Here is a 22,861-nt window from a genome sequence, read left to right on the forward strand (position 1 = left end):
TTTGCTGTTCAGCCCGGCGGATAGAGGATCGCGCGGCACTTGCCCAGATCGGCCCCGTCGAGGCCGCTTTGCTTGTCGGCGTTCCACGGGCTGCCCATCTGATCCTCGGGGCGATACCAAAAGCCGTACAGCTTGTCGTTCGCCGCCACCAGCGTCGCCGCGCCGATGCTGCCCTCTTCCCTCGAGAACCAGGCGAGCCGCATGATCCGGCCAAAGATCGTGCCGCGCAATGTGCCGAGGCCATTGTTGTAGCACCCCAGAATCTCGTTGCCGCGCTGCCGCAGCATGATCGGACCATATTCATGGCTATAGACGCCGCTAACGTCCGCCACCGCCGCGGCGCCGCGTTGTTCGACGTCGCCGATGATCGCGACATCGGACAGCCGCGTCGCGCCGCTCCCGGCCCAATTGCTGTCGATGCGCAGCCGCAGCCAGCGCGCGCGGCCCTGCTTGGGCAATTCGACCAAGGTCCGGGCATCGGCCTTTGCCTCGCCATCGACCAGCAGTTCGAACGGCCCGTCTGGGCCGGTCGTCGACCCCAGCATCGCAAAGCGCCGCACCGGCGATCCTTCGGCGGTCTGCGACATCGACCCGTCTTCGCGGACCACCGGCTCGAACCGGCTGTCGATCACGACCGCATCGATCTTGCCATTGCCCGCCAGTTCGAAATTCAACGTGTGCGGAAAGCGGATATTCTTGTCCGACAGCCAGCCATAGGCGGGATCACCGTCGACCAGGTTGATGCTATAGGTCGACCAATGCCGCTTCGCCTCACCCGCATCGGCCTCGGCGATACCGCCCCAGCTGATGTGCAGGATGTTGTTCCCTGCCGGTTCGATGGGCTTTTCCGGGACCTTTTTCGCGGGCGCGCCCGAGCATCCGGCGAGGAGCAGCGCTCCCGCCAACCCAATCTTCCAGTCATGCATGATTTTCAGTCCTTCAAGATCGACCTAGTGACGTTCCGGCCAGATTTTCTTCGGCGCACCGAGCCGCGGCTTGCCGAGCAGCGGGCTCGACAGCGCGTAAACGCCGTTGACCGAAAAGGCCCAGATGATGTTGCGGTCATATTCGGTGAAGACCGCGAAGGTCGAATTGCCGAACGTATACTCGGGCAGCTCCTCCTTGGTCGGGAAGCGCGGGACAAAATAGCCCGCGATGCTCGGTTTCGCCGGGTCTTTCACGTCGAAAATCTGGATCCCGGCGTTGTAGAACGCATAAATGGCAAGCCCCTGGCGCCCGCCCTCGGGCTGCCCCAGCCCGCCCGACCGCTTCGGCCCGAAGCTGCCGCGCCGCTGGCAAAAATCGGTGAAGGCGGCGCCCGGCGGCGGCACCGGACGCGGGAACTTCGCCGCGACCTTCGGGTTGGCCGGATCGCGCACGTCGATCGAGAAAATATCCTTGTACGGCTCGTAACAATTCTCGTTCATCGGATAGCCGTTCGAGAACACGAAGCCGGTGCGGTCATATTGGCTGACATCGACATTGTCGAACTCGGTCCCCGCATAGCTCGGCGGCACGCTGAGGTGGCCGAGCGTCTTCGGGTTGGCGGGATCGGCAAGGTCAAAGGTGTAAAAGCCGAGCCCGCCCATGCCGCCGAAACCGATCCGGCCGCCGGCCTCGATCGGCTTGGTCAGCACGATCGGGTTGCGCGACCCCATCCAGCTGGTGCGGTTGCCCGCGCGCGGATTGGCGCGGTACGCCGCTTCGCTGTCCTTGTCGCCGAGCCGCTGTCCGGGCACGCTGATCTGCGACACGAATTTGGGATTGGCGGGATCGTCCATGTCCCAGACCTGATAGCCGGGCGAATAAAGATAGTCGGGATATTCGGTCAGCGCATAGCTGTCGTCAGGCGCCGCCGACAGCAGCATATATCGGCCGCCCCACCAGGTCGCCGCGTCGAGCGCGCCCGATCCTTGCTGTTGGCCGATCGGCGCGTCGGGATGCTGATAGTCGGTGGTGCGCGTCGCGATCAGATCCCATTTGTCGGGGGTCGGGCAGTTCATCACGAACACCTTGAAGCCCTTCAGCGAATTGTAATTGCGCTGCGCCGCGACCTTGTCCGGCTGGCGCAGCTTGTCGTCCATCAGGCCGAAACGCCCGATCTCATAGGATGCGACGAGCACATTGCGCCGCAGTTTCTTGTTCCACGCGATGGTGACGCCGCCGAAATAGTCGGTGACCGCCGACGCGTCCCAATCTTCGCTGGCCCCCTTGCTGTTCCACACGCCGCCTTGTGACCAGACCACCCTGGCCTGGCGCGGATCGGTCACGTCCATGATCCGCAGATAGTCGCGGTCGTGGGTGTAAAGGTACCGCTTGCCGCCGAAATCGACGACGCTGGCCCACGCGTGCCAAGGTGATGTGACCCCGGGATAAAAACCGATCACTTCGACATTTTTGGCGTAGCTATTCTGATCCCAATGATCGAGCTGCCCCGAAAAATTGGGCGCATTGGTGGTCAGCGGGGTGGCGACCGGGTGGCGGAACGCGCCGATCGCCGGGTCCATGCCTTAATCGACGTCGGGCTTGGGCGGCGCCGGCGGGTTCTCCGGCGTCGCCTGATGCCATGCCTTCAGATAGGGATCGACGATGTTGACGGGGCCGGTCGGGTGGCCGCCCTCGCCGCTCGCCGCGATCAGCGCGGTGGCATAGAGCAGCCCCGCAACGACTGCCGCGCCGCCGCCGATGATCCTGTTTACGCGTTTCATCGGCGGCCTCCCGTCTCGTCAATCCCGGCAAACATGGTCGCGGCGCGCCGTCAGAAACGGAACCGGGCCGTCACGCCATAGGTGCGCGGCGGAATATAGGTGCCGTAGATCGTCCCGAACAGCGCGAGCTTGCTGGTATAATTCAGCTCGTTAGTCAGATTCTTGGCCCAGGCGGTCAATTCCCATTTGCTGTCCACGTCGCGCACCCCGATCCGCGCGTTCAGCAGGATTTCGCTGTCGAATTTGAGCAGCGGCGAGTTGGGATTGTCGAAGAAATTGGCGCCAGTATATTGGAAATCACTCCCCGCGATCAGAACAATCTTGTCGCTGACCGGCTGGTCCAGCTTGGCCGAAATGCCGAATGCATGCTTGGGGGTGCGGCGACAGCTGTTGCCGTCGAGGTCGGTGCCGTCGTCGTCGATGATCAACTCGCCGGTAAAATTGCACCGCGAATAGGCATAGTTGCCCGACACGCTGAAACTGTCAGTCAGTCGCGCCTGTATGTCGAGCTCCAGCCCGTAAGCGCGCGTGCCGTTCGCCGCGTTGAATACGAAATTGTCGGGCGGCAGACCCGGGCCGGGCGACAGGAACTGGTTGGTCTGAAGATTGTCGTACAGCGTGTAATAGGCTGCGGCGTTGACGAACACGCGCCGGTCCGCAAGCGCCAGCTTCGCCCCCAATTCAAAACTGTCGGCGGTTTCTGGCTCGAACGACACCAAGGCTTCGGCGGGGGTGTTGGCATCCTCGCCGGTCCAGCCACCCGGCTTGTACCCCTTGGCATAGCGGGCATAGAGGGTGACGTCGTTGTTCGGTTCAAAACGCAGCGTGGCGCTGGGCAGCCAGGCGTCCCAGCTGCGTTTGTCGGTCACGGTAAAGTTCACCGGGGCGCCCTCGAACGATTCCCCCGACCGGTTGTTCGAATAGCGTTTGCGGTCATAGGCATAGCGCAGCCCGGCATCAAAGGTCAGCTGGTCGGTCAGGCTGTAGCTGACCTCGCCGAACACCCCGATATTGGCGTTCTTGGACGTCGTGACCGTATGGTTCGACCCTGGAAAGGGCGAGGCGGGCGTGCCGCCAAAGGCCATCGAAAAGGCGAATTCGGTGATCGCCTGGAAATCGGCGAACAGGAAGTTCACATCCTCGGCGCGGCGGATCTTTTCGCGCAGATAATAGACCCCGCCTTCCAGCCGCAACGGACCGCCATCGTCCCAGCGCAGCCGCAGTTCCTGCGAGAATTGTTTGACGTCTTCGGCCTTGCCGCTGTCGAAATAGCTGTCGGGGACGGTTGCCAGATAGACATCGAGCCCCGCGACCATCGCCGAGGTGACGTCGGGCGCGTTGGTTGCCGGATCGATCGGGAAGTTGAAAAACAGCCCCGACCCGTCTTCGCGCGCCGCCAGCGAGGAATCGCGATAAGCGGTCTGCGACGCAATGCTCAGATTGTCGTTCGCTTCCCAGTCGATCGAGCCGCTGACCCCATACATGTCCGAATTCTGGAAGCCGGTGAAATTATGCGCTCCCCTGCGGGGGTTGGCATTTTTGAACGGGGCGTTGCGGTCGGGCAGGACAAAGCCGGGCAGGCTGGCAATCGGCGGCGCGAAGAAGCTGTTGTACGTGACTTCATTGCTGTCGCCGGGAACGATCACATCGACCCACCGCGCCCCGTCGCGGTGCCGCGTATAATCGGCGGACAGATTGATATCGATCGTCGCCGACGGCTGCCAGCGCAGCTGGGCGCGCACCGACTGGACATTCTGATCCTCCTCGTCGCCGCCGCGCGTGTTGATCGCATAGCCGTCGTGGCTGCGCGAACTGACGACCAGACCGATGCCCACCGTGTCGGACACCGGCCCGCGCACCGAAGCCGCGACGTCGAGCTTGTCGTAATTGCCATAGGTCGCCTCAACCCGACCCTCGAACTGATCGCCCGGTTTTTTGGTCACATAGTTGATCAACCCGCCGACGACGCTTTTACCGAAACGCAGCGCCTGCGGCCCCTTGAGCACCTCGACGCGCTCGAGATCATAGAGGTCGAGAAGCGATCCGGTGCCGCGCGACAGATAGGCGCCATCTACAAAGATGCCGACCGCGCCATCGGCGCCCGCGCCTTGGATGTCCGACCCGATGCCGCGGATAAACAGCTCGGTATCAACCGCGCGTTCGGCGCTCAGCTTCAGGCCGGGAACGCGGTACGCGATTTCGGAAAAATCCTTGATCCCCGCCTGCTCCAGCGCGGCGCCGCTGAACGCCTGAACCGAAATCGGCACGTCTTGCAGGCTCTCCTCGCGCTTGCGGGCGGTGACGACGATCTCGTCGTTCGCCGACGCCTCCACCGCGCCGTCGGGCGCGGCTTGGGCATGAGCGAGGCCCGGTACCGCAAAAGCCGCCGCCGTTACGAGAAGCGCCCCGCGCATGGTCCGTGTTGATTTCATTGTCCGTCTCCCCCAACGACCGCCCGCGCCCCAAGCTTGTAGAGGGAAAGCACCAGGTTCGGCCCGTTTGATTTGCAGATTGGACGTTACCGGTGTTTATATATCTATATAATAGATTGTATATCGTCTGATATTCGATTTTGGATATAGCGAAAGATGGGATGTCGGGCTCCGCCGGTAGCATCACCTTGGATCGCAATGGTAATTTTCTCGGCCAGCGCGTGAACGGCGCACAGATAGCCGGTCTCGCCGCGCGTGCGTCATCGGCGCGTTTCCGCTGAAAGCGTTCAAGATCGTCGGATCGACAGTCGGTCAGGCCTTCGCAAACGCCTCGATATCGGCGTTCAGGCGGTCGATGTGGGTCACGAACAGCCCATGCGGGGCGCCTTCATAAACGACCAGCCGCGCCGACTTCATCAGCTGCGACGCCGGCAGCCCGGTGAGCGCAAGCGGCGCGGAGGCGTCTTTGTCGCCATGGATGAACAGGGCCGGGATGTTGATGGCGCGAAGGTCGGCGCGGAAATCCGCTGCGGTCATCGCCCGGTTGAGGTCGATGACTGCGCGCAGCGACGTGCCGAGCATGATATTCTTGATCCATTGGCGCATCAGCGGGCTGGTTTCGGGAACCACGAACGCGTCGCTGTTGCTGTCGATCCATTGCGGAAAATCGCGATAAAATTGCTGACGCATCTGATCGAAGGCAGCGGCGGGCACCCCCGCCGGATTGTCGGGCTTGGCCGCGAGGCATGGCAGCGTCGTCGCCAGGAACAGCACGCGCGCGACCCGGCCCGTCGCTGGCTTGCCGCCCAGATAGCGCAATATCTCACCGCCGCTCATCGAATGGGCGACGACCGCCGCGCCCCTGACGTCGAGCGCGGTCAGCACCGCATCGACATCGCCCGCCAGCGTCGCATAATCATAGCCGCGCCCCGGATCGTCCGACCGACCATGGCCGCGCCGGTCGAAAGCGATGCAGCGGAACCCGCGTTCGGACAGCGTCGCCATCTGATATGCCCACATGTCCGACGACAGCGCCCAACCCGACAGGAAGAGGATCGGCGCGCCGGTTCCCCAGCTGCGGACGTACAGGCGCGTCCCGTCCGGCGCCGTGACCCACGCTGGACTCGTCGTTCCCGCGCGCGGTGCCGCGTGCGTCGCTGTTGCCGCCAGCGCCAGCGCGGCGGCGCCCGCCAGCGTCCCTGCAAAAACCTCACGCCTGTTCATCATCTGCCCCTCGACGGTGGAGCCGCACGATGTCAGCGGTTCATGCGCCGCGCCACTACCCCGCAGGTAGGCGGCTGAGGTCATCCAGATTTTCCACCAGCGCCCGCGCCACCAGCGACGCCGCCGTGCGGGTCTCGCTAGCGATGTCGATGCGCTCGCCCCACGACGAAAAGGCGCGAACCGACCCGTCGCCGACCGGGATCGGCAGGACGAAACCGTCGTTGATCCGAAAATCGCGCGCTTCGGCCAGGATGCGGCGCTGGGCGTCGTTCATTAGCGCGGGCGGAATATCGCTCCAGAAAAAGCCACGGTCGCGCGCCGCGGTCGCGCGGACCAGATAATCGACGTTGCGATAGCGGTTCGTGACATTGTGCTGGAGCCATCCGACGGCGGGGCGGCCGCCCGCGTCGCGGCGGATGTCCCAGCCGGCGCGCGAGCCGCGCAGCGTGCCGGTGATGAAATGATCGATGCCGATCTCGCCGAAAAATTCGGCCGCAATCGCGGTCGACCGCGCCGCCGACGTCGATCCAGCCAGCGCGAAAACCGCGTCAAACGCGCGCATCTCCAGCGTCCCGGTGTCGCGAACCCGGTCCGCAAAACGCGGCGCCAGCCCTGCCGCCAGCAACAATTGATCCTGTTCCATGCCCGACAGGCGGAGCGCCGCAGCCAGTCGGGCCACCATGGCAGCGCTGGGCTTGGCGCGGCCGGTTTCGAGGAACCCCAGATGGCGGCACGACACGCCGGCGTCGAGCGCGAGGGCCAGCTGCGAACGGCCGTCGCGCTTGCGATGCGCCACCAGATACCGACCAAAAGCGCCGCGGCGATCGGATAGAAACGGCTGGACTTCGGACATGGCGACCTCCTGACTCGGCGGCGGTGTCATAGCCCGATTATACAGTGCGTTTAAAGAGGGCCGCCGCTATCGATTCATCTTGGCGCGCCGCATGACGTCGGCTTAAGGCTGAGCGAACGATCAGGGAGAGCGAGTGCCGATGTCCGAAGCCCAGCCGCAAAGCTATCCGGAAATTCGCGACGCGGTACGCCGCCTGTGCGCGGGCTTTCCCGGCGAATATTGGCAAAGGCTCGACCGCGACCGCATCTATCCGACTGAGTTTGTCCGCACCCTGACCGAAGCCGGTTTCCTGTCGGTGCTGATCCCCGAGGAATTCGGCGGGTCGGGGCTGGGGCTCGGCGCGGCAACCGCGGTGCTCGAGGAAATCCACCGGTCGGGGTGCAATGGCGGCGCTTGCCATGCGCAGATGTACACGATGGGGACGCTGCTGAAACATGGTTCGGCGGCGCAAAAGGCCGCCTATCTGCCCGCGATCGCCAGCGGCGATCTGCGCCTGCAAGCCTTTGGGGTGACCGAACCAACCGCGGGGACAGATACCACGCGCATCCGCACCTTCGCCCGCCGGGTTGGCGACGATTATATCGTCAACGGCCAGAAAATCTGGATCAGCCGCGCCGAACATTCGGACCTGATGATCCTGCTGTGCCGCACCACCCCGCGCGAGGACTGCGCCAAATCGTCGGACGGCATGAGCGTGCTGCTGGTCGACATGCGCGCGGCGGTCGGCAATGGGCTGACCATCCGCCCCGTCCGCACGATGCTCAACCATGCAACGACCGAGCTGTTCTTTGACGACCTCAAAGTTCCCGCCGCCAACCTCATCGGCGAGGAAGGCAAGGGTTTTCGCTATATATTGTCCGGAATGAACGCCGAACGCATCCTGATCGCGTCCGAATGTATCGGCGACGGCCGCTTCTTCATCGACCGCGCCGCAGCCTATGCGAAAGAGCGCGAGGTGTTCGGCCGCGCGATCGGCGAAAATCAGGGCGTCCAGTTTCCGATCGCGCGCGCCTATGTCCAGCTCGCCGCCGCAGCGGAGATGGTCGACAAGGCGGCGCGGCTGTTCGACGCCGGACAGGATGGCGGGACCGAGGCGAATATGGCGAAGATGCTGGCGTCGGAAGCGAGCTGGTACGCCGCCGACATGTGCGTCCAGACGCACGGCGGCTTCGGTTTTGCCGAGGAATATGACATTGAGCGCAAGTTCCGTGAAACGCGGCTGTATCAGGTGGCACCGATCAGCACCAATTTGATCCTGAGCCACGTCGCGACGCACGCGCTTGGCCTACCCAAAAGTTTCTGAGGACCGCGATGGACGATTATTCGGACTGGATCGGGCGCAGCGAAACGCGGCACGATATGGCAACCGCGGCGCCGCTCGTCGGTCTTGGCGCCTTGCTCGACCATGATCCCGCGTCGCCCGCAATTGTGCCGCCGCTCGGCCACTGGCTCTATTTCCTGCCCGATGCGCGGCAGTCGGCGATCGGCGACGATGGCCACCCGCGCCGCGACGACGGCGGCTTGCTGCCGCCTGTCCCGCTCCCGCGCCGGATGTGGGCGGGAGGGCGCGTCGAATTCCTCGCCCCGATCGCGGTCGGCGCCGCGCTGACCCGCGTCACCACAATCGCCGCGATCCGCGCCAAGCGCGGCGCCAGCGGCGACCTGCTGTTCGTGACCTTGCAGCACGAGATTGCAGCGGACGGCATCCCGGCGATCCGCGAGGAGCAGGATCTGGTCTATCGCGCGCCCGCGACGGCCGCCTCGCCGCCCCTTGCCGAACCCGCCCCCGCGTCCGTCCCCGAACCCGCCGATGCGGTCCGTCGCGTGATGCCCGATCCCATCCTGCTGTTCCGTTATTCGGCGCTCACCTTCAACGCGCACCGCATTCACTACGACCGCGACTACGCCCGCGACGTCGAGGGCTACCCCGGGCTGGTCGTGCACGGCCCGCTGATTGCGACGCTGCTGATCGACCATGCGCGGCGCGAAATGCCCGGCCTGACGCCGACCCGCTTCAGCTTCCGCGCCGAAGCCCCCTTGCTCGACGGCATCCCGTTCGACCTCTGCCTGGCGCGCGAGGGAGGCGGCGCGCGGCTATGGGCGCGCGACGCCCATGGACGCCCGACGATGCGCGCCGAGGTTACAAACTGATCGTCTAATTCGGCGCGAGCTGGCTTTGCACCGCGTGTCGAGGTTGCCCGCGCGCCGCCAGCAGCCGCTGTTGCTCGCCCCGCGACCGATACAGAAAGTCATGCGGCAGGCCCAGCCGCATGCTGGCGAGACTTGGTGGCGATTTGCGATCGACGCGGCGGTCGGCGAGGCGCCCCGCGGTGCCGAGCAGCAACCGGTCGAGCCGCGTCAGGTCGAACGCCGAACCCAGCTCCAGCCGCTGCCGGATGTGCGCCGGAAGCAGCGAAACCGATGCGCGCGCGATGGCGCGGTGCAGGAAGCGCGGCACCCCCGGCGCCGCCCTGCCCGACTGGATGATGTCCAGAAACTCGAACAGGATCGGATGCGGTTCGAACGAAGGTTCGAGCCGGTCCAGCATCGTCATGAACGCGCCGACCGTTGGCGGCGTGTGCAGCGCCCCGAATTCGCGCCCGATCGCATCGCCGTCGCGCATGAAGCGATCCTTGTCGGCATCGCTCAGCGGGTGGACGAAGCGGTCATAGGCCATCAGAAAACCATAGGACGCCGTCGCCGCGACCCAATCGAGCAGCACGGGGTCGAGCGCGCGATACGTCTGCCCCGCGGGGGTTGCCCCCTTCACCTTGCCGTGCATCCGGTTGACCTTGCCGATCACATCCTTGGCACTGCTTGCCGGTCCATAGCAGGCGAGCATCGCGACCAGACCCGTACGGCGCGATCGGCCGATCGGATCGACCTTGTACGTCGAATGATCCCACACCCCCGACCGGATGCGCGGTTCGGCAAATTCCAGCAGCACCGCCGCAATGCCGCCGATCCCCAGCGCGATCGGGTTCTTGTACACCCGCCACTGGATGCTATCGGGCGCCAGCAAGGCGGGCTCACCCGGCGGCCCGGCGAAATCGATCGCCGTCCCCAGATAATTGTCCTCTATCGCCAGCGCCATCACCATCGCTCCCGTTAGAAATCGAACCCCACGGTCAGGCCATAGGTCCGCGGCGGGTTGGCAAATCGCACCACGACATTGGCATTGCTGGCGACCGCCGACCAATAATATTTGTCGAACAGATTTTTCGCCCACAACGACACCGACCAGCCGCTCTCGCTTTTCAACCCCAGGCTGGCGCTGACCGTGCCATAGGAATCGACCTTGTAGATGTCGATATCCTCGAAAATCGTGTTCGACCGGCTCTGATAGCGCGCGTTCACCGCCCCGGTCAGGTTCAGCGTATCGCTCACCGGCGTGTCATAGGCGAACGTTAGGCTGCCCTGAAATTTGGGGCTGTAGATGAATTCGGCACCATCGAAATTTTCAGGCTGACCCGCGGCGTTGGTCCCATTGTAACCGTTGATCCGCGTCTTGAGATAGAGTGCGTTGGCGGCGATCGTGAGCCCCGTCGCCGGACGGATCGTGAGCTCGCCCTCGACACCATAGGCCTCGCTGTCGGGGACGTTGTCGAGCCGCGACAGCGCGGTGTAGATCGGATCGGCGAAATAGGTGCTGATCTGCTTGTCGCGGTAATCATAATAGAAAGCCGACAGGTTCGCCTGCACCAGCCGGTCGGCGAGCGTCGCCTTGATCCCCAGTTCATAGGCGGTCAGCTTTTCCTGCGTCACCGGCGCATTCTGGCGCGCCAAATTGGCGGCGTTGATCGGCGTCGTCCCCGATTTATAGCCGCGCGACACCGACGCATAGATCAGCGTGTCATCGTCCGGCGACCAGTCGAGCGCGACGCGCCACGCGACATTATTTTCCTTCAGCAGCGACCGCACCTCGCCAAAGGTGCCGGTTGCCGGGTCAAAGGTGTTGCACTGCCCCTGGCTGATCTGCGGCGCTAGGACGCCATAGGTTTGCAGGTATAGCGCGCGGTTCACGACGTTGACGTTCGGCAGCATATTGCCGTTGAAGTCGCGCGAGCAGCCGTTGTAGCGCTGCTTGTCCTCGGTGTAGCGGATCCCTGCGGTCAGCTTGAGCTGATCGGTCAGCTCGGCATCGGCGTTGGCAAACACGCTCCACGTCTTGGTGCGGATGCGGCCGAAATCCTCATAGGTACGAAATGCCTGGCTCAGTTGGAGCGGCGTGTAACCCGCCGAGTTGAAGAGCGGGCTGGCGAGCAGCGGCGCTCCGGCAGCGCGGATCAGCCCGACATTGGCATTCTGACCCAGCAAGGTGCGGTTCGAATCGATGATCCGGTCGTTGGCGAAATAGGCACCGACCAGCCAGTTGGCTGCTCCCGCCTCACCCTCGACATGCAGTTCCTGCGCAAAGCTCTTGATCCGCCCGACGGTATTCTGGAGCAGGATTTCATAAGGCGCGCCGCTCCAGTCGGACAGCGCATCGCGCTTGAAATCATTATAGCTGGTCAGCGAAACAAGCTTCATCGTGTCGCCCAGATCCTGGTCCCAGCGTAGCTTCAGTCCCCAAAAGCGATTATTCTCGGCCAGCGGCCCATCCAAGCCGAGCCCCGTCCCGATGTCTGCCGAACGGCTGGCTTCGGGCGCCCAGTCGGCTTGGCTGGCCTTGGTCGGGAAATTGCCCGCGATATAATTGGCCAGCCCCGGCGCGTTGAAGAAGCGCGAATTGCTGGTGCCGGTCGCCGGATTGGTCGCGGGCGTGAAGCCGATCCCCTGCCCCGCGACAGTGTCCGATTTGTTGCGCCACCAGGTGACCGACAGGTCGAAATGCGTCCCCGGGGCGGGATCGATCGCCAGCGCCCCGCGCACTCCATATTTCTCGACCTCGCCCAGCCGTTCGCCGCGCGTATTGCTGACCTGCCAGCCCTTGTCGCTATTCTCGCTGCGGAACGACACGCGGGCCGCGATCCCCTCGCCCAGCGGGCCAGAGATATGACCGCCGATATTGTAGGTCTGGTAATTGCCCAGATCGGACCTGATGCTGGCGTCAAAGCTGTCGGTCGGCTTGGCGGTGATGAAATTGATCAGCCCCGCGGTGGTGTTGCGGCCGTACAGCGTCCCCTGCGGCCCCTTCAGCACTTCGACCCGCTCCAGATCCATCACCGGCCCGGTGTTCATGATCGGATAGGCATAAGCGACCTCGTCGACATAGGTGCCGACGGTCGAGGTTGCGGACAGGTTGATCGTGTTGAAGCCGATGCCGCGCAGCGTATAGGTCGGCACCCCCTGATAGCTTTGCGACACGGTAAAGCTGGGGGCGACCGTGGTCAGGTCGCGCAGGTCGGTGACGCGCAGATTTTCCAGCGTCGCGCCATCGACCGCCTGGATCGCCATGCCGACATCGTTCATCGATTCGGCGCGTCGCTGCGCGGTGACGATGATCTCGCCTTCTGGCGCTACCGCGTCCGCGGCAGTTTCCTCGGCGGCGACCGCTGGTACGGACAGCGCAATGCCGGTCGCGGCGCTGGCCGCCAGAACGATACGGAATGCCTTCATCACTCATCCTCCCTCAAACGACTTGTCGCGAGGCTCGTCTTTGTGCGAGCGTGCGGACAGCCGGACGCTGGCCAAAGACGAAATCGCGGGGTCAGTCACAAGCTGGCATCCGTGGCAGGATGGATGGAGACGGGGCCGAGTGACCGATGATCGATCGACAGGCTGGGCACAAATGCCGTCGCTGGTTCGCGCCGTGCAGGCCGCGGGGGATGCGATCGGGCTGCCCTATATCGCGGCGCAGGCCGACCTCGGTGATCCCGAACCGATGGCCGACGCCGACGGGCGGCCCTATGCCGAAACCAGCTTTCGCTGGATCGATCCCGCGCACCAATATTGGCGCGATCGCAAGCTCGCGCTGCAGATCGCCTTCCTGACCGCAGCGCGGCTGACCGCCGAACCCTTTTACTACAGCGACGGCCAGTTGCGGACCTGGCGTCCGACGCAATTGCTCGCCGCGGTCGATTGCGAGCAGGCAAAGAGCACACCGAATTTCGGCGAGGCGATCATCGCGCCCGTGCATCTGCCGCGCGGGCTGGTCGGCGCGGTCTTCTGGTGCTCGCGCGAGCCGGTGGGGGTCGCGGCGCTGTTCGACCAGCATGCCGGCGACCTGCACAATCTCGCGCTCAAGCTGGTCGCGACCCACAATGAAGCGCGCGGGCGGCCGCGCAACGCGACCGTCCCGCAAACGCTGACGCGGCGCGAGGTGCAGTGTCTGCGCTGGGCGGCGGCGGGCAAGACCGATGGCGAGATCGGCATCATCCTGTCGCTCTCGGTATCGACCGTACGCTTTCACCTGCGCAATGCTGCCGCCAAGCTGGGCGCGACCGGGCGCGCGCAGTCGATCCAGATTGCTGCGGGGCTCGGCTTCGTCGGTGCGCGGGCCGCCTGATGCAGGTGCCAGCTTGGCCTGCCGATCCCGCGGCGTACAAGGCGAGGCCATGGACATGCTGAACGATCCCGCGCTCGAGGCTTTTCGCGACGAAGTTCGCGCCTTTCTTGCCGAGGCGTTGCCGGATGACCTGCGCCGCGCCGCCAGTCGTGCCACCAGCGTCTTTCACGATCCCGCCGTCTCGCTGCCCTGGCAGCGCATCCTGCACGCGCGCGGCTGGGCCGCGCCCGACTGGCCGGCCGAGTTCGGCGGCCCGGGCTGGAGCGAGATCGAACGCTATATCTTCACCGCCGAATGCGCCCGCGCCGGGACGCCGAACCTCGCCCCGATGGGGCTGAAGATGGTGGCGCCGGTGATCATGCATTATGGCAGCGCCGAGCAGCGCGCCCATTATCTGCCGCGCATCCTGTCGGGCGAGGATTATTGGTGCCAGGGTTTTTCGGAGCCCGGGGCGGGATCCGACCTTGCGGCGTTGCAGTTGCGCGCGGTCCCCGACGGCAGCGATTACGTGCTGAACGGGTCGAAAATCTGGACGACCCACGCGCATTTCGCCAACCGCATGTTCGCGCTCGTCCGCACGTCGAGCGAGGGTAAGCCGCAGGCCGGGATCAGCTTCCTGCTGCTCGACATGATGACCCCCGGCATCAAAGTCGAACCGATCCGCACGCTGGCGGGCGATCATGAGTTCAATCAGGTCTTCTTCGACGATGTCCGGGTGCCGCAGGCGAACCGGCTGGGCGGCGAGAATGAGGGCTGGTCGGTCGCCAAGCACCTGCTGACCTTTGAACGCGGTGGCAAATATGCGCCGGGCCTGATGGCGCGCCTGGCCGGCCTGCGCGCGCAATCCGTCGCCGATCCGGTACTGCGCGCGCAGATTGAGCGCGAGGCGATCGCGTTGCAGGCGCTGCAGGCGCTCGAGCTGAAAGCGATGCGCGGCGTCGGCGGCAGCCCGGCGCTCTACGCCTCGGCGCTCAAGATCCTCGGCACCGAAAGCGCCCAGCGGATCGATACACTGGCGTGCGACATCGCGGGCCATGCAGCCTGGGCCGATACCGACGGACAGGTTCCCGCCGAACTGGCGGTCGCAGTGCCGCGCTACCTCAACGACCGCGCAGCGAGCATCTATGCGGGGTCGAACGAGATCCAGCGCGACCTGATCGCGCGGCTGATGCTGGGCTAAGCCGCCGCTTCGGCAAATCGCGCCAGATGATCGGCGCGCGGCCCCATCGCTGCTGCAATCGCCAGTGCGCGCTTGAAATGGCTGCCAAGGCTCAGCTCTTCGGTCAGCCCCATCGCGCCATGGATCTGCACCGCACCTTCACCGACGATCCGCACCGCATCGGCAATCTCGACGCAGGCGGCGCTCACCCTTGCTACGCGGTCGGCGCGGTCTTGGTCGACCGCCAGTATCGCCGCTTCGGTCAGTGCCGCGGCCTTCATCGCCGCCAGTTGCATATCGGCGGCGCGGTGGCGGAGCGCCTGGAAGGTACCGATTGGGCGCCCGAACTGCTGGCGCTGACCCAGATAGTCGGCGCTGGCGGCGATCATATGGCGGATAAGCCCGACCGCCTCGGCGCAGCGGCCGACGAGGACAACGTCGTTGGCCCATTCAGCCAGCGCGCGCGCTGCCGCCCCTGTCGCCAGCACGTCTGCCTCGCCGGCCTTCAACGTCAGGCTCAGGTCGGCAGTCACACTGCCGTCGTGCATGATACGGTGGCGCTGCTCAACCTTGTCGCGGTCCGCCGCGAAAAGCAGCACGGCATCGCCATCGGCGAGCACGAACAGGTCGGCCTCGGCGCCGCCCGCGACCAGCGTTGCGGTCCCGTGCACCGCCCCGCCGGCATCAACGATCGGCATCGTCGCACTCGAAGCCGTGCAGATCATCGCGGCGCGCCGGTCGCCGGTTGCCAGATCGGCTAGCGCCGCATGATCGGGCGCCGCGCGCGCAAGCAGCATCGTCGCCGCCGTATGCGACAGCCAGTCGGCACCCGCCAGCGCCGGTCCGAGTTCCGCCATCACCACCGCGATGTCGATCGCGCTGCCGCCAAAACCGCCGTGCGGTTCGGGGACCGCTACCCCGGCCAGCCCTAGCGATTCCACCAGATCGCGCCAACCGGGCTGCGCATTGTCGGCCAGGAAACGCTGCACGCTGTCGCGCAGCATTTGCTGCTCGTCGCGCAGCGGCAAGTCGAGGGCAGCGATGTCATATGTCACGTCAGATCTCCCGCAAACATCATGCGGGATCCGGCGGGCGGGGTCTAGCTGATTGGCGTGGCAGGGCCGCTATCGTCGCGGCGCCCGATCCGGCGCCGCCAGCTCGGCTTCGGACGGCCAGTGTCCCTGCGCATTTTCGGCGATGATTTCGGCCAGCAGCGCCTTCGCACCCGCTTCGTCGCGCGCAAAGCGGCGCTCCATCGCGATCGCGAATTTGATCGTGCTGTCCTTCGTCGCGCCAACGTCGGCGGGCTTCAGACGCCCCTGCATGATCTGGACCGCTTGGTAATAGATGTCGTTCTCGATCAGTTTCAGCCCCGGCTCGATCGCGTCGATCGCGGCGCGCGCCTTGGCGTGCTCGCCCATCTTGCGATAGGCGATATAGGTCCAATAGGCGGTCGGCACGCGCATATCGTCGCGCGCAAAATCGGCCGAAAGTGCCAGCGACTTCGCCATCCCGTCGACAACGGTCTGATAGTCGCCGGTCGCGAAGCTGGTCTGCGCGTGATAATAAACAATATTACCGCGATAGGTGCTGATCGTCAGCCCGATCGGGTTGGGCAGCCCGTCGGGCTCGAACGTGTCAGGGATGTCGCCCATCAACTCGAGCGCCTTGCTGTAGTCGGCGAGTGCGGCGTCGAATTGCCGCGCGCGGGTCAGGTCGCGGGCGCGAAAACGGTAGAGCTTGTAGCTATTCGGAAAGACCTTCAGCCCGTCGGTGAACGCGTCGACTGCATCGCAAATCCGCCCGGCATAGTCGAGGCGGCGGCCCAGCCAAATGTATGAATCCTCGCGGTCGGGCGCGATGCGCAGCGCCGCGCGCGCGATCTCGATATCCTGATCGAGCCGCTTCTGCGTCGCCACCGAAAATTTCGGCAGGCTGAGCGGCGTGCCGATCAGGCTGGTCGTGCATTGCCCGGCACTGGTCGCCGCGGGCTGCGCAAAGCCCGGAACCGCGGCGCCCAGCAGCGCCAGCGCGGCCATGGATGCGCGCACGATCATCCAACCACATCCTGATAGATGCGGCGGACGTTCGTCCCCATGATCTTTTCGACGTCGCTCGACGCATAGCCCAGCTTGCGCACCCCGTCCCACACCACTTCCATCCGGCGCGGACCGTTGAGTTCGTCGATGAACAGCGGCCAGTCGTCGGCGTTGAAATTGGCGCCCTCTTCGCGCTTCAACTCGGCGATATAGGCGTCGGTCATTTCGACGACGCGGTGGTCGCGGTCGCTGCCGATTGCGACATGCTCAGCACCGATCAGCTTTACCGCATGGTCGATATGGCGGAAATAATCGGCGAGCGCGCCCTGACGCTTCGTGGTCAGGAACGGCCGCATCTGGCAGATGCCGACCACGCCGCCCTTGCTGGCGAGCAGCCGCAGATTGTCGTCGGTGGTGTTGCGGACATTCTTGTGCATCGCCATGCACGCGGTGTGCGAAATGATCACCGGATCGGCCGACGCGTTGATCGTGTCGGCCATCGTCTGCATATTGGCGTGCGACAGGTCGATCAGCATCCCGACCTTGTTCATCCGTGCCACGACCTCGCGGCCGAAATGGGTCAAGCCATTGGCGCCCAATTCCTTGCACCCCGCACCCGCCCAATTCTGGTCGTTATAGGTGATCTGCGAAGAACGGACGCCCAGTTTATAGAACAGGTCGATATTATCGAGGTCGCGCCCGAACTGGGTCGAATTCTGGAACAGATAATAGATCGCGATCTGGCCGTTGCGGCGCGCGACGTCGATGTCGCTGGTGCGCGTCGCTTTCAGGAACAGCGCAGGGTTGGCAGCGATATGCGCGTCATGGTCGAGCACCGCCTGGATCGCGTCGTCATAAGCGTGCGCCTCATAAGTCTTGGGATCGCACAGGGTGACGGTGATCGCGTCGAGCCCGCTGTCGCGCATCTGGCCGACCAGCGCCGCGTCATATTCGAACCGGACCTCGCCCATCGCGTCAAAGGTCAGCGGGCGCGCGGTGGTCTTCGCGGCCAAAGTCGGTGACATCGCCACGGCGGCCGATAGGGCCGCCCCCCAAAGCACAAATTGTCGTCTATCCATCGCCCTGCCCATCCTACCGACTCCCAATATTTTCTATTGGAAATTTATAGCCGATAAGAAAATTATTGCAAGAGACGCAAAATCCTGCGGCGCGCAGTCGCCGTCGGCGGAAATCAGCCGGTGTTGACCCACAGCACCACCGCGTCCTGCTCGCTGGTCGAATAGGCGGCATGCTGCATGCTGCTGTCGATATAGACGCTGTCGCCGACCCCCAGGATCGCGGGCTCATAATGCTCGGTCTGGAAACAGATCTCGCCCTCCAGCACGTACAGAAACTCCTCGCCGCTATGCTGCGACCAGGCCTTGAAATCCTCCAGGCTGCGCGCCTTGATCGTGGTCACGAACGGCAGGATCTTCTTGTGCTTCAGCTCGACCGCAATCAGGCGGTGGTTATACACGGGGGTTTCCATCGGCCGCCCCGCCCCGGCAAGGGTGATGCTGCGCCGCCCCGCCGCATCCTGTCCGCTATTGCTGGCAAACAGCTCGGTAATGTCGATGTCGAACCCCAGCGCCAGTTTCTGTACGACGTCAAAGGTCGGCGACATCTGGTCATTTTCGATCTTCGACAGCGTCGATGCGGCGAGCGACGTCAACCGCCCCGCATCTTCCAGCGTCATCCCGCGCTCGCGGCGAAGCTGGTGCAGGCGCCGTCCCAGATGAAACCCTTCGGTTCGCGGCCGTTTCGACTGACGAACGGCGCCCAGAATTTCGGGTTCATCTGCTGTTCTGGGGGGCATTATCGGCGGTCCTTACCTTGGCCAAACAGTGCAAGATCGACGAATCCGGGGCCGTTATGCGACACAAGCGGCCCCGTCCGCGTCCCAATCCTATAATGCACAAATTTCCGATAGGCTACGGCGCTGACATTTCGCCCATGTCAGCGCCGCATAGGCCCACCGGAAACAATCTGCGTCTCGCGGAACGCGAGGATCAGAACTTATATTTGGCGTTCAGATAATAGAAGCCGCCGGCAACCCCGAACACGCTGTGGTTGTCGTAGATCAGACCAGCGCGCGCGCGGGCCGCACCGCGATCGGGCGGGAAGATGTTGAATATGTTGCGCGCCCCGACGCTGAGCTCGACATCCTGGATCCCGGTGTAGGAGATTTCGGCGTCGAACAAGGTCACCGCCTTGCGCGGCAGGAAGGTCGCGCCATCCAGACGACGCCACGAGCCATAATGGACGGCGCGCGCCATGAACCCGAAATCGCCAACCTTGGTTGTCGTCGAGAAATTGCCGCGCCAGCGCGGCGTTCCCCGTTCGAATTCGGTCACGATCGCCGGGCTGAAGCCCGGAGGCGGTGCGCCGCGCAGATGCTGTTCATTATAGTTCACCGCCAGGCTGAAGTCGGTCGAGGCATTGTCCGACCAGCTGTGGCGATAGGTGCTGACCAGGTCGAAGCCGCGCACGCGGGTGTCCATTTCGTTCTGGAAATAACGCACCTGCTGAATGTCGCCGCCGTTCGGGAAATTGATCGCGGCCAGCGCGGCGCGTTCGGCGGCGGTCGTGTTGCGCGACGGCGTCAGCAACAGGCGATCATCGACATCGATCTGATAGAAATCGAGCGTGGTCAGGAAGCCGTCCAGCCCGGTGAACACCACGCCGGCCGACATGTTGAACGATGTTTCGGGCGTCAGCGCCTCCGACCCGAACACCTGCGCCGCGGGCGAACCCGGTACCAGCACGGCGTCGAGGATGAAGCCGCCAACCCCGTCGAGCTGCGAGGTCAGGCTGGTCCCGAACACCTGACCGGCGGCGGGGGCGCGGAAGCCGGTGCTCACCGACCCGCGCAGGGCGAAGGCGTCGCTCAGCTCGAAGCGGGTCGCCGCCTTGTAGCTGAAGTTGGTGCCGAACTGGTCGTAATCCTCGTAACGACCGGCGACCGACAGGTTCCACCACGGGGTGATATCGGCGTCGACTTCGGCGAACACCGCATAGCTGTTCGAGTCAAAGCTGCCCGCAAATTCGGGGGAGAAGCCCTGGAAGCCGTTCGATCCGGCGGGCAGATCGCGCAGCGGCCCGGTCAGATAGCTGGCAAGGTCGCCCTCGCCGATGACATAGGTTTCCTTGCGATGGCTGGCGCCCGCGAACAGCAAGATCTGGTCGTTCAGCTCATAGGAAATTTCGCCGTCGAACTGGATTTCGCGCTGGGTCAGCGAACCCGGCTTGAACGACGTCGGCGAATTGACCCCCATCGACGCGTTGATCGTGCCGGTGATCGAATAATCGACGGTGTTGGTGCCATAGCGCGCCGACAGATCCCAAGTCAGCGGCCCTTCCTGATCGCGGAGGCCAACGAGGGCGCTGAAATCTTCGAGGTGGCCGCCGAATTCGGGGGTGAAGCCGCCCGGATAGACGCGCGTCAGGTCGAACAGCTGCGGGTGCGCGGGCGACAGGTCGAAGGCCGAATTGGCATAGGTGCCGTGCCGGTTCAGCCCACCCGCGGTGATCGGCTGGCGGAGGCCAAAGGTCACCGAGCTCTTGCCGGTCATATAGTTGCCGAAGGTATAGAGTTCGAGCGAATCGCTCAGCTCGATACCGGCGTTCCATACCGACTTGAACGCCATATAGCGCGGGTCAAGGTTGCCTTCGGGATGCTCGGGCACGCCCGGGATACCCGCCGCGCGCAGCGCGACGGCGCCCGCATGGCTGGCCTTGCGCGCATAGGCCTTCGCCTGATCGGTATATTGGGCCGCCAGGTTGAAATAGGCGTTGTCGCCGACCGGCACCGCGATATGGCCCTGAATGTCATAGGTGCGGCCGCCGGTGCTGAAATATTCGCCGACCTGCCCGATGATCGAGCCGCCGCTTTTCTGCTTTTTCAACTCCATGTTGATCACCCCGGCGATCGCGTCGGAGCCATATTGCGCCGACGCGCCGTCGCGCAGCACCTCGACGCTCGACAGCGCGATCGGCGGAATGACGTTGAAATCCTGACCCTGCGAACCCGAGGTCGACGAGTGACCGGTACCGATCTGGACGATCGATGCGCGGTGACGGCGCTTGCCGTTCATCAACAGCAGAACATGGTCGGCGGGCGAACCGCGCAGCGTGATGGGGCGGACGAACGACGAACCGTCATTGCCCTGCAGGCGCTGGGCATTGAAGGCGGGGACGAGCGTGCGCAGTGCGTCGTTCACGTCGGTATAGCCGGTCGCGGTGATGCTTTCGGGGGCAATGACGTCGATCGCGACCGAGCTGTCGGTGATCGAGCGGTCCTTGCGGCGCGTGCCGATGACGACGATGTCGCTGCCACCTTCATCGGTGTCGGCACCTTCCGCTTCGGGCGGCGGCGTCTGTGCCTGGGCAACCGGCGCCATCGCGAATGCGAGCGCCGACGACAACAGCAGACGTGAAACGAACTTCGACATTATTTCCCTCCTTGGTAACCCATTATCGACCCTGGAAATCGCAAATTTCCGGGTTTCGTCTTATTCTTGAACTTTTTCCTTTCATAAATTTTATTGCCTAGCCAGCAAAATATTCCTATGTGGTGGCTCGAGGGCTGCCGCTGATCTGCACCAGCCCGATCGACGGGGAGCCTCAAGACGTGACCGACATCGCCAACCCGTCCACGCGTGTCCGGTCGCTCCATCGCCTTGGCGCCGTGTCGGTATCGGCATTTGTCGCGCTGCTGGTGGGTGCTGCGGGAGCGGCCCAGCCGGACCCGGCCGCACAAGACCTTGTTATCCATGCGGGATCGGTGATCGCGGTGCCCGGCGAGCGCCCACTCGGCCCGACGACGATCGTCGTGCGCAACGAGCGGATAGCCGAGATCCTGCCGGGCCATATCGATGGCGGCGGCGCGACGGTGATCGACCTCAAGGACCGCACGGTGCTGCCCGGGCTGATCGATACTCATGTCCATTTCAGCTTCTCGCCCGCGACCCGGCTATGGTCGGCGGCGATCGACACGCCTGAAGATGTCGCGCTCTTTTCCTTTTCCAATGCGAAAAAGACCCTGGAGGCAGGCTTCACGACGGTTCGCGTTGTCGGGTCGGACGGTTATGCGATCCACGCGCTGCGCGATGCGATCAACGAGGGTATCGTCACCGGCCCCCGCATCTTCCTGTCCGGCACCTCGCTGTCGATCGTCGGCGGTCATGGCGACATGTCGGGGCTCAACCGCAAGACGACCGAAGCGCTGTTTCCCTATGACTATACCGGCGCCTGCACCGGCGCGACCCAATGCGCGCTGCGCGTGCGCGAGGCCGCGAAATATGGCGCCGACCTCATCAAGATCACCTCGACCGGCGGGATCATGTCGCAGCAGGCGCGCGGGCTGGGCCAGCATCTGAGCGACGAGGAACTGAACGCCATCGTCACCACCGCGCACAGCCTGGGGCTGAAGGTCGCGGCGCATGCGCACGGCGCGCAGGGGGTCACCGCATCGGTGCGCGCCGGGGTCGATTCGATCGAGCACGGTACTTATCTCGACGCCGACACCGCGAAGATGATGGCCGCACGCGGCACCTGGCTGGTGCCGACGCTCGGCCTGCTCGATTCGCACGACAGTGCCGACACGGCGCGCATCACCCCGGCGGTGGCGGCCAAGATGGCCGAAGCACGCAAAGTATCGGGCGACAATATCCGCCTCGCGGTGCGCCATGGGGTCAACATCGCCTTTGGCACCGATGCCGGCGTGTCCCCGCATGGCGAAAATGCGCGGCAATTTCGCAAGATGGTCGAACAGGGTCCGATGACCCCGATGGCAGCGCTCCGCGCAGCGACGGTCGACGCCGCGGCGCTGCTCGGCCAATCGGACAATATCGGCACGATCGCGCCGGGCAAATATGCCGACATGATCGCGGTTGCGGGCGATCCCTATCGCGACGTCACCGTGCTGGAGAAGGTCGCGGTCGTGATCAAGAACGGCCAGATTGTCGCCCGGCATCCCGATTGACGAATGAACACCCCA

At 64.4% G+C, this 22,861-nt stretch carries 18 protein-coding genes; 5 read left to right on the plus strand and 13 right to left on the minus strand.

The genetic code is table 11. The features are described from left to right. Positions 1–8: 8 nt before the first annotated feature. The 6 genes from FFS18_RS10520 to FFS18_RS10540 form a co-directional block, all read right to left on the minus strand. Entirely contained in the window at positions 9–926 is a 918-nt protein-coding gene (locus tag FFS18_RS10520; protein ID WP_137870772.1) for a hypothetical protein, read from the minus strand. 24 nt (positions 927–950) lie between these two features. Then, positions 951–2,507, minus strand: a complete 1,557-nt coding sequence (locus FFS18_RS10525; RefSeq protein ID WP_212743040.1) for an LVIVD repeat-containing protein — start codon at positions 2,505–2,507, stop codon at positions 951–953. Positions 2,508–2,510: 3 nt separating this feature from the next. Then, positions 2,511–2,708 (minus strand): hypothetical protein, encoded by a 198-nt coding sequence (locus FFS18_RS17595; protein ID WP_212743041.1) that lies wholly within the window; start codon positions 2,706–2,708, stop codon positions 2,511–2,513. Positions 2,709–2,758: 50 nt separating this feature from the next. Beyond that, positions 2,759–5,140, minus strand: a complete 2,382-nt coding sequence (locus FFS18_RS10530) for a TonB-dependent receptor (protein WP_137870773.1) — start codon at positions 5,138–5,140, stop codon at positions 2,759–2,761. Positions 5,141–5,452: 312 nt separating this feature from the next. Then, a complete protein-coding gene (locus FFS18_RS10535; RefSeq protein WP_249340372.1) occupies positions 5,453–6,448 on the minus strand; it encodes an alpha/beta fold hydrolase in 996 nt (331 codons plus the stop codon). Beyond that, positions 6,420–7,217 carry an autoinducer binding domain-containing protein gene (locus FFS18_RS10540; protein ID WP_137870774.1) on the minus strand — a complete coding sequence of 266 codons (798 nt, stop codon included), beginning with the start codon at positions 7,215–7,217 and terminating at the stop codon, positions 6,420–6,422. The genes FFS18_RS10535 and FFS18_RS10540 overlap by 29 nt, the downstream gene beginning before the upstream one ends. Positions 7,218–7,356: 139 nt before the next feature. Here FFS18_RS10540 and FFS18_RS10545 point away from each other — a divergent pair, with 139 nt between their 5' ends. Together FFS18_RS10545 and FFS18_RS10550 are read left to right on the plus strand one after the other, a co-directional pair. Further along, complete coding sequence (locus FFS18_RS10545; RefSeq protein WP_137870775.1) at positions 7,357–8,520, plus strand: acyl-CoA dehydrogenase family protein; 1,164 nt, start codon at positions 7,357–7,359, stop codon at positions 8,518–8,520. A gap of 8 nt (positions 8,521–8,528) precedes the next feature. Next, a complete protein-coding gene (locus FFS18_RS10550; protein WP_137870776.1) occupies positions 8,529–9,368 on the plus strand; it encodes an HTD2 family dehydratase in 840 nt (279 codons plus the stop codon). A 4-nt stretch (positions 9,369–9,372) separates the two neighbouring features. On the opposite strand, the gene FFS18_RS10555 is transcribed toward FFS18_RS10550, so the two are convergent. Then, the gene (locus FFS18_RS10555) at positions 9,373–10,311 is read right to left on the minus strand and encodes an oxygenase MpaB family protein (protein ID WP_171005282.1); all 939 of its coding nucleotides are present in this window, start codon (positions 10,309–10,311) and stop codon (positions 9,373–9,375) included. Between the two features lie 14 nt (positions 10,312–10,325). Continuing rightward, positions 10,326–12,776, minus strand: coding sequence for a TonB-dependent receptor (locus FFS18_RS10560; RefSeq protein ID WP_137870777.1), 2,451 nt, complete (start codon positions 12,774–12,776; stop codon positions 10,326–10,328). A 172-nt stretch (positions 12,777–12,948) separates the two neighbouring features. Here FFS18_RS10560 and FFS18_RS10565 point away from each other — a divergent pair, with 172 nt between their 5' ends. Next, positions 12,949–13,665, plus strand: a complete 717-nt coding sequence (locus FFS18_RS10565; RefSeq protein WP_232014705.1) for a helix-turn-helix transcriptional regulator — start codon at positions 12,949–12,951, stop codon at positions 13,663–13,665. A gap of 49 nt (positions 13,666–13,714) precedes the next feature. Next, a complete protein-coding gene (locus FFS18_RS10570; RefSeq protein WP_171005283.1) occupies positions 13,715–14,845 on the plus strand; it encodes an acyl-CoA dehydrogenase family protein in 1,131 nt (376 codons plus the stop codon). On the opposite strand, the gene FFS18_RS10575 is transcribed toward FFS18_RS10570, so the two are convergent. The 5 genes from FFS18_RS10575 to FFS18_RS10595 all read right to left on the minus strand — a co-directional run bounded on the left by FFS18_RS10575 (position 14,842) and on the right by FFS18_RS10595 (position 21,314). After that, complete coding sequence (locus FFS18_RS10575; protein WP_249340373.1) at positions 14,842–15,879, minus strand: acyl-CoA dehydrogenase family protein; 1,038 nt, start codon at positions 15,877–15,879, stop codon at positions 14,842–14,844. The two genes, FFS18_RS10570 and FFS18_RS10575, sit on opposite strands and share 4 nt — an antisense overlap. 69 nt (positions 15,880–15,948) lie before the next feature. Continuing rightward, the gene (locus FFS18_RS10580; RefSeq protein ID WP_137870778.1) at positions 15,949–16,881 is read right to left on the minus strand and encodes a tetratricopeptide repeat protein; all 933 of its coding nucleotides are present in this window, start codon (positions 16,879–16,881) and stop codon (positions 15,949–15,951) included. Continuing rightward, positions 16,878–17,888, minus strand: a complete 1,011-nt coding sequence (locus FFS18_RS10585; RefSeq protein WP_171005284.1) for a dipeptidase — start codon at positions 17,886–17,888, stop codon at positions 16,878–16,880. Before FFS18_RS10585 ends, FFS18_RS10580 begins: the two co-directional genes overlap by 4 nt. Before the next feature lie 167 nt (positions 17,889–18,055). Next, positions 18,056–18,679: a helix-turn-helix domain-containing protein gene (locus FFS18_RS10590; RefSeq protein WP_120217074.1), complete on the minus strand. Its 624-nt coding sequence runs from the start codon at positions 18,677–18,679 to the stop codon at positions 18,056–18,058. 193 nt (positions 18,680–18,872) lie between these two features. After that, positions 18,873–21,314, minus strand: coding sequence for a TonB-dependent receptor plug domain-containing protein (locus FFS18_RS10595; RefSeq protein ID WP_137870780.1), 2,442 nt, complete (start codon positions 21,312–21,314; stop codon positions 18,873–18,875). Positions 21,315–21,436: 122 nt separating this feature from the next. Here FFS18_RS10595 and FFS18_RS10600 point away from each other — a divergent pair, with 122 nt between their 5' ends. Next, positions 21,437–22,846: a metal-dependent hydrolase family protein gene (locus FFS18_RS10600; protein ID WP_171005285.1), complete on the plus strand. Its 1,410-nt coding sequence runs from the start codon at positions 21,437–21,439 to the stop codon at positions 22,844–22,846. Positions 22,847–22,861 lie beyond the last annotated feature (15 nt).

The sequence above is a fragment of the Sphingopyxis sp. 2PD genome, assembly GCF_005503695.1.
In the GTDB taxonomy this organism is placed as follows: Bacteria; Pseudomonadota; Alphaproteobacteria; order Sphingomonadales; family Sphingomonadaceae; genus Sphingopyxis.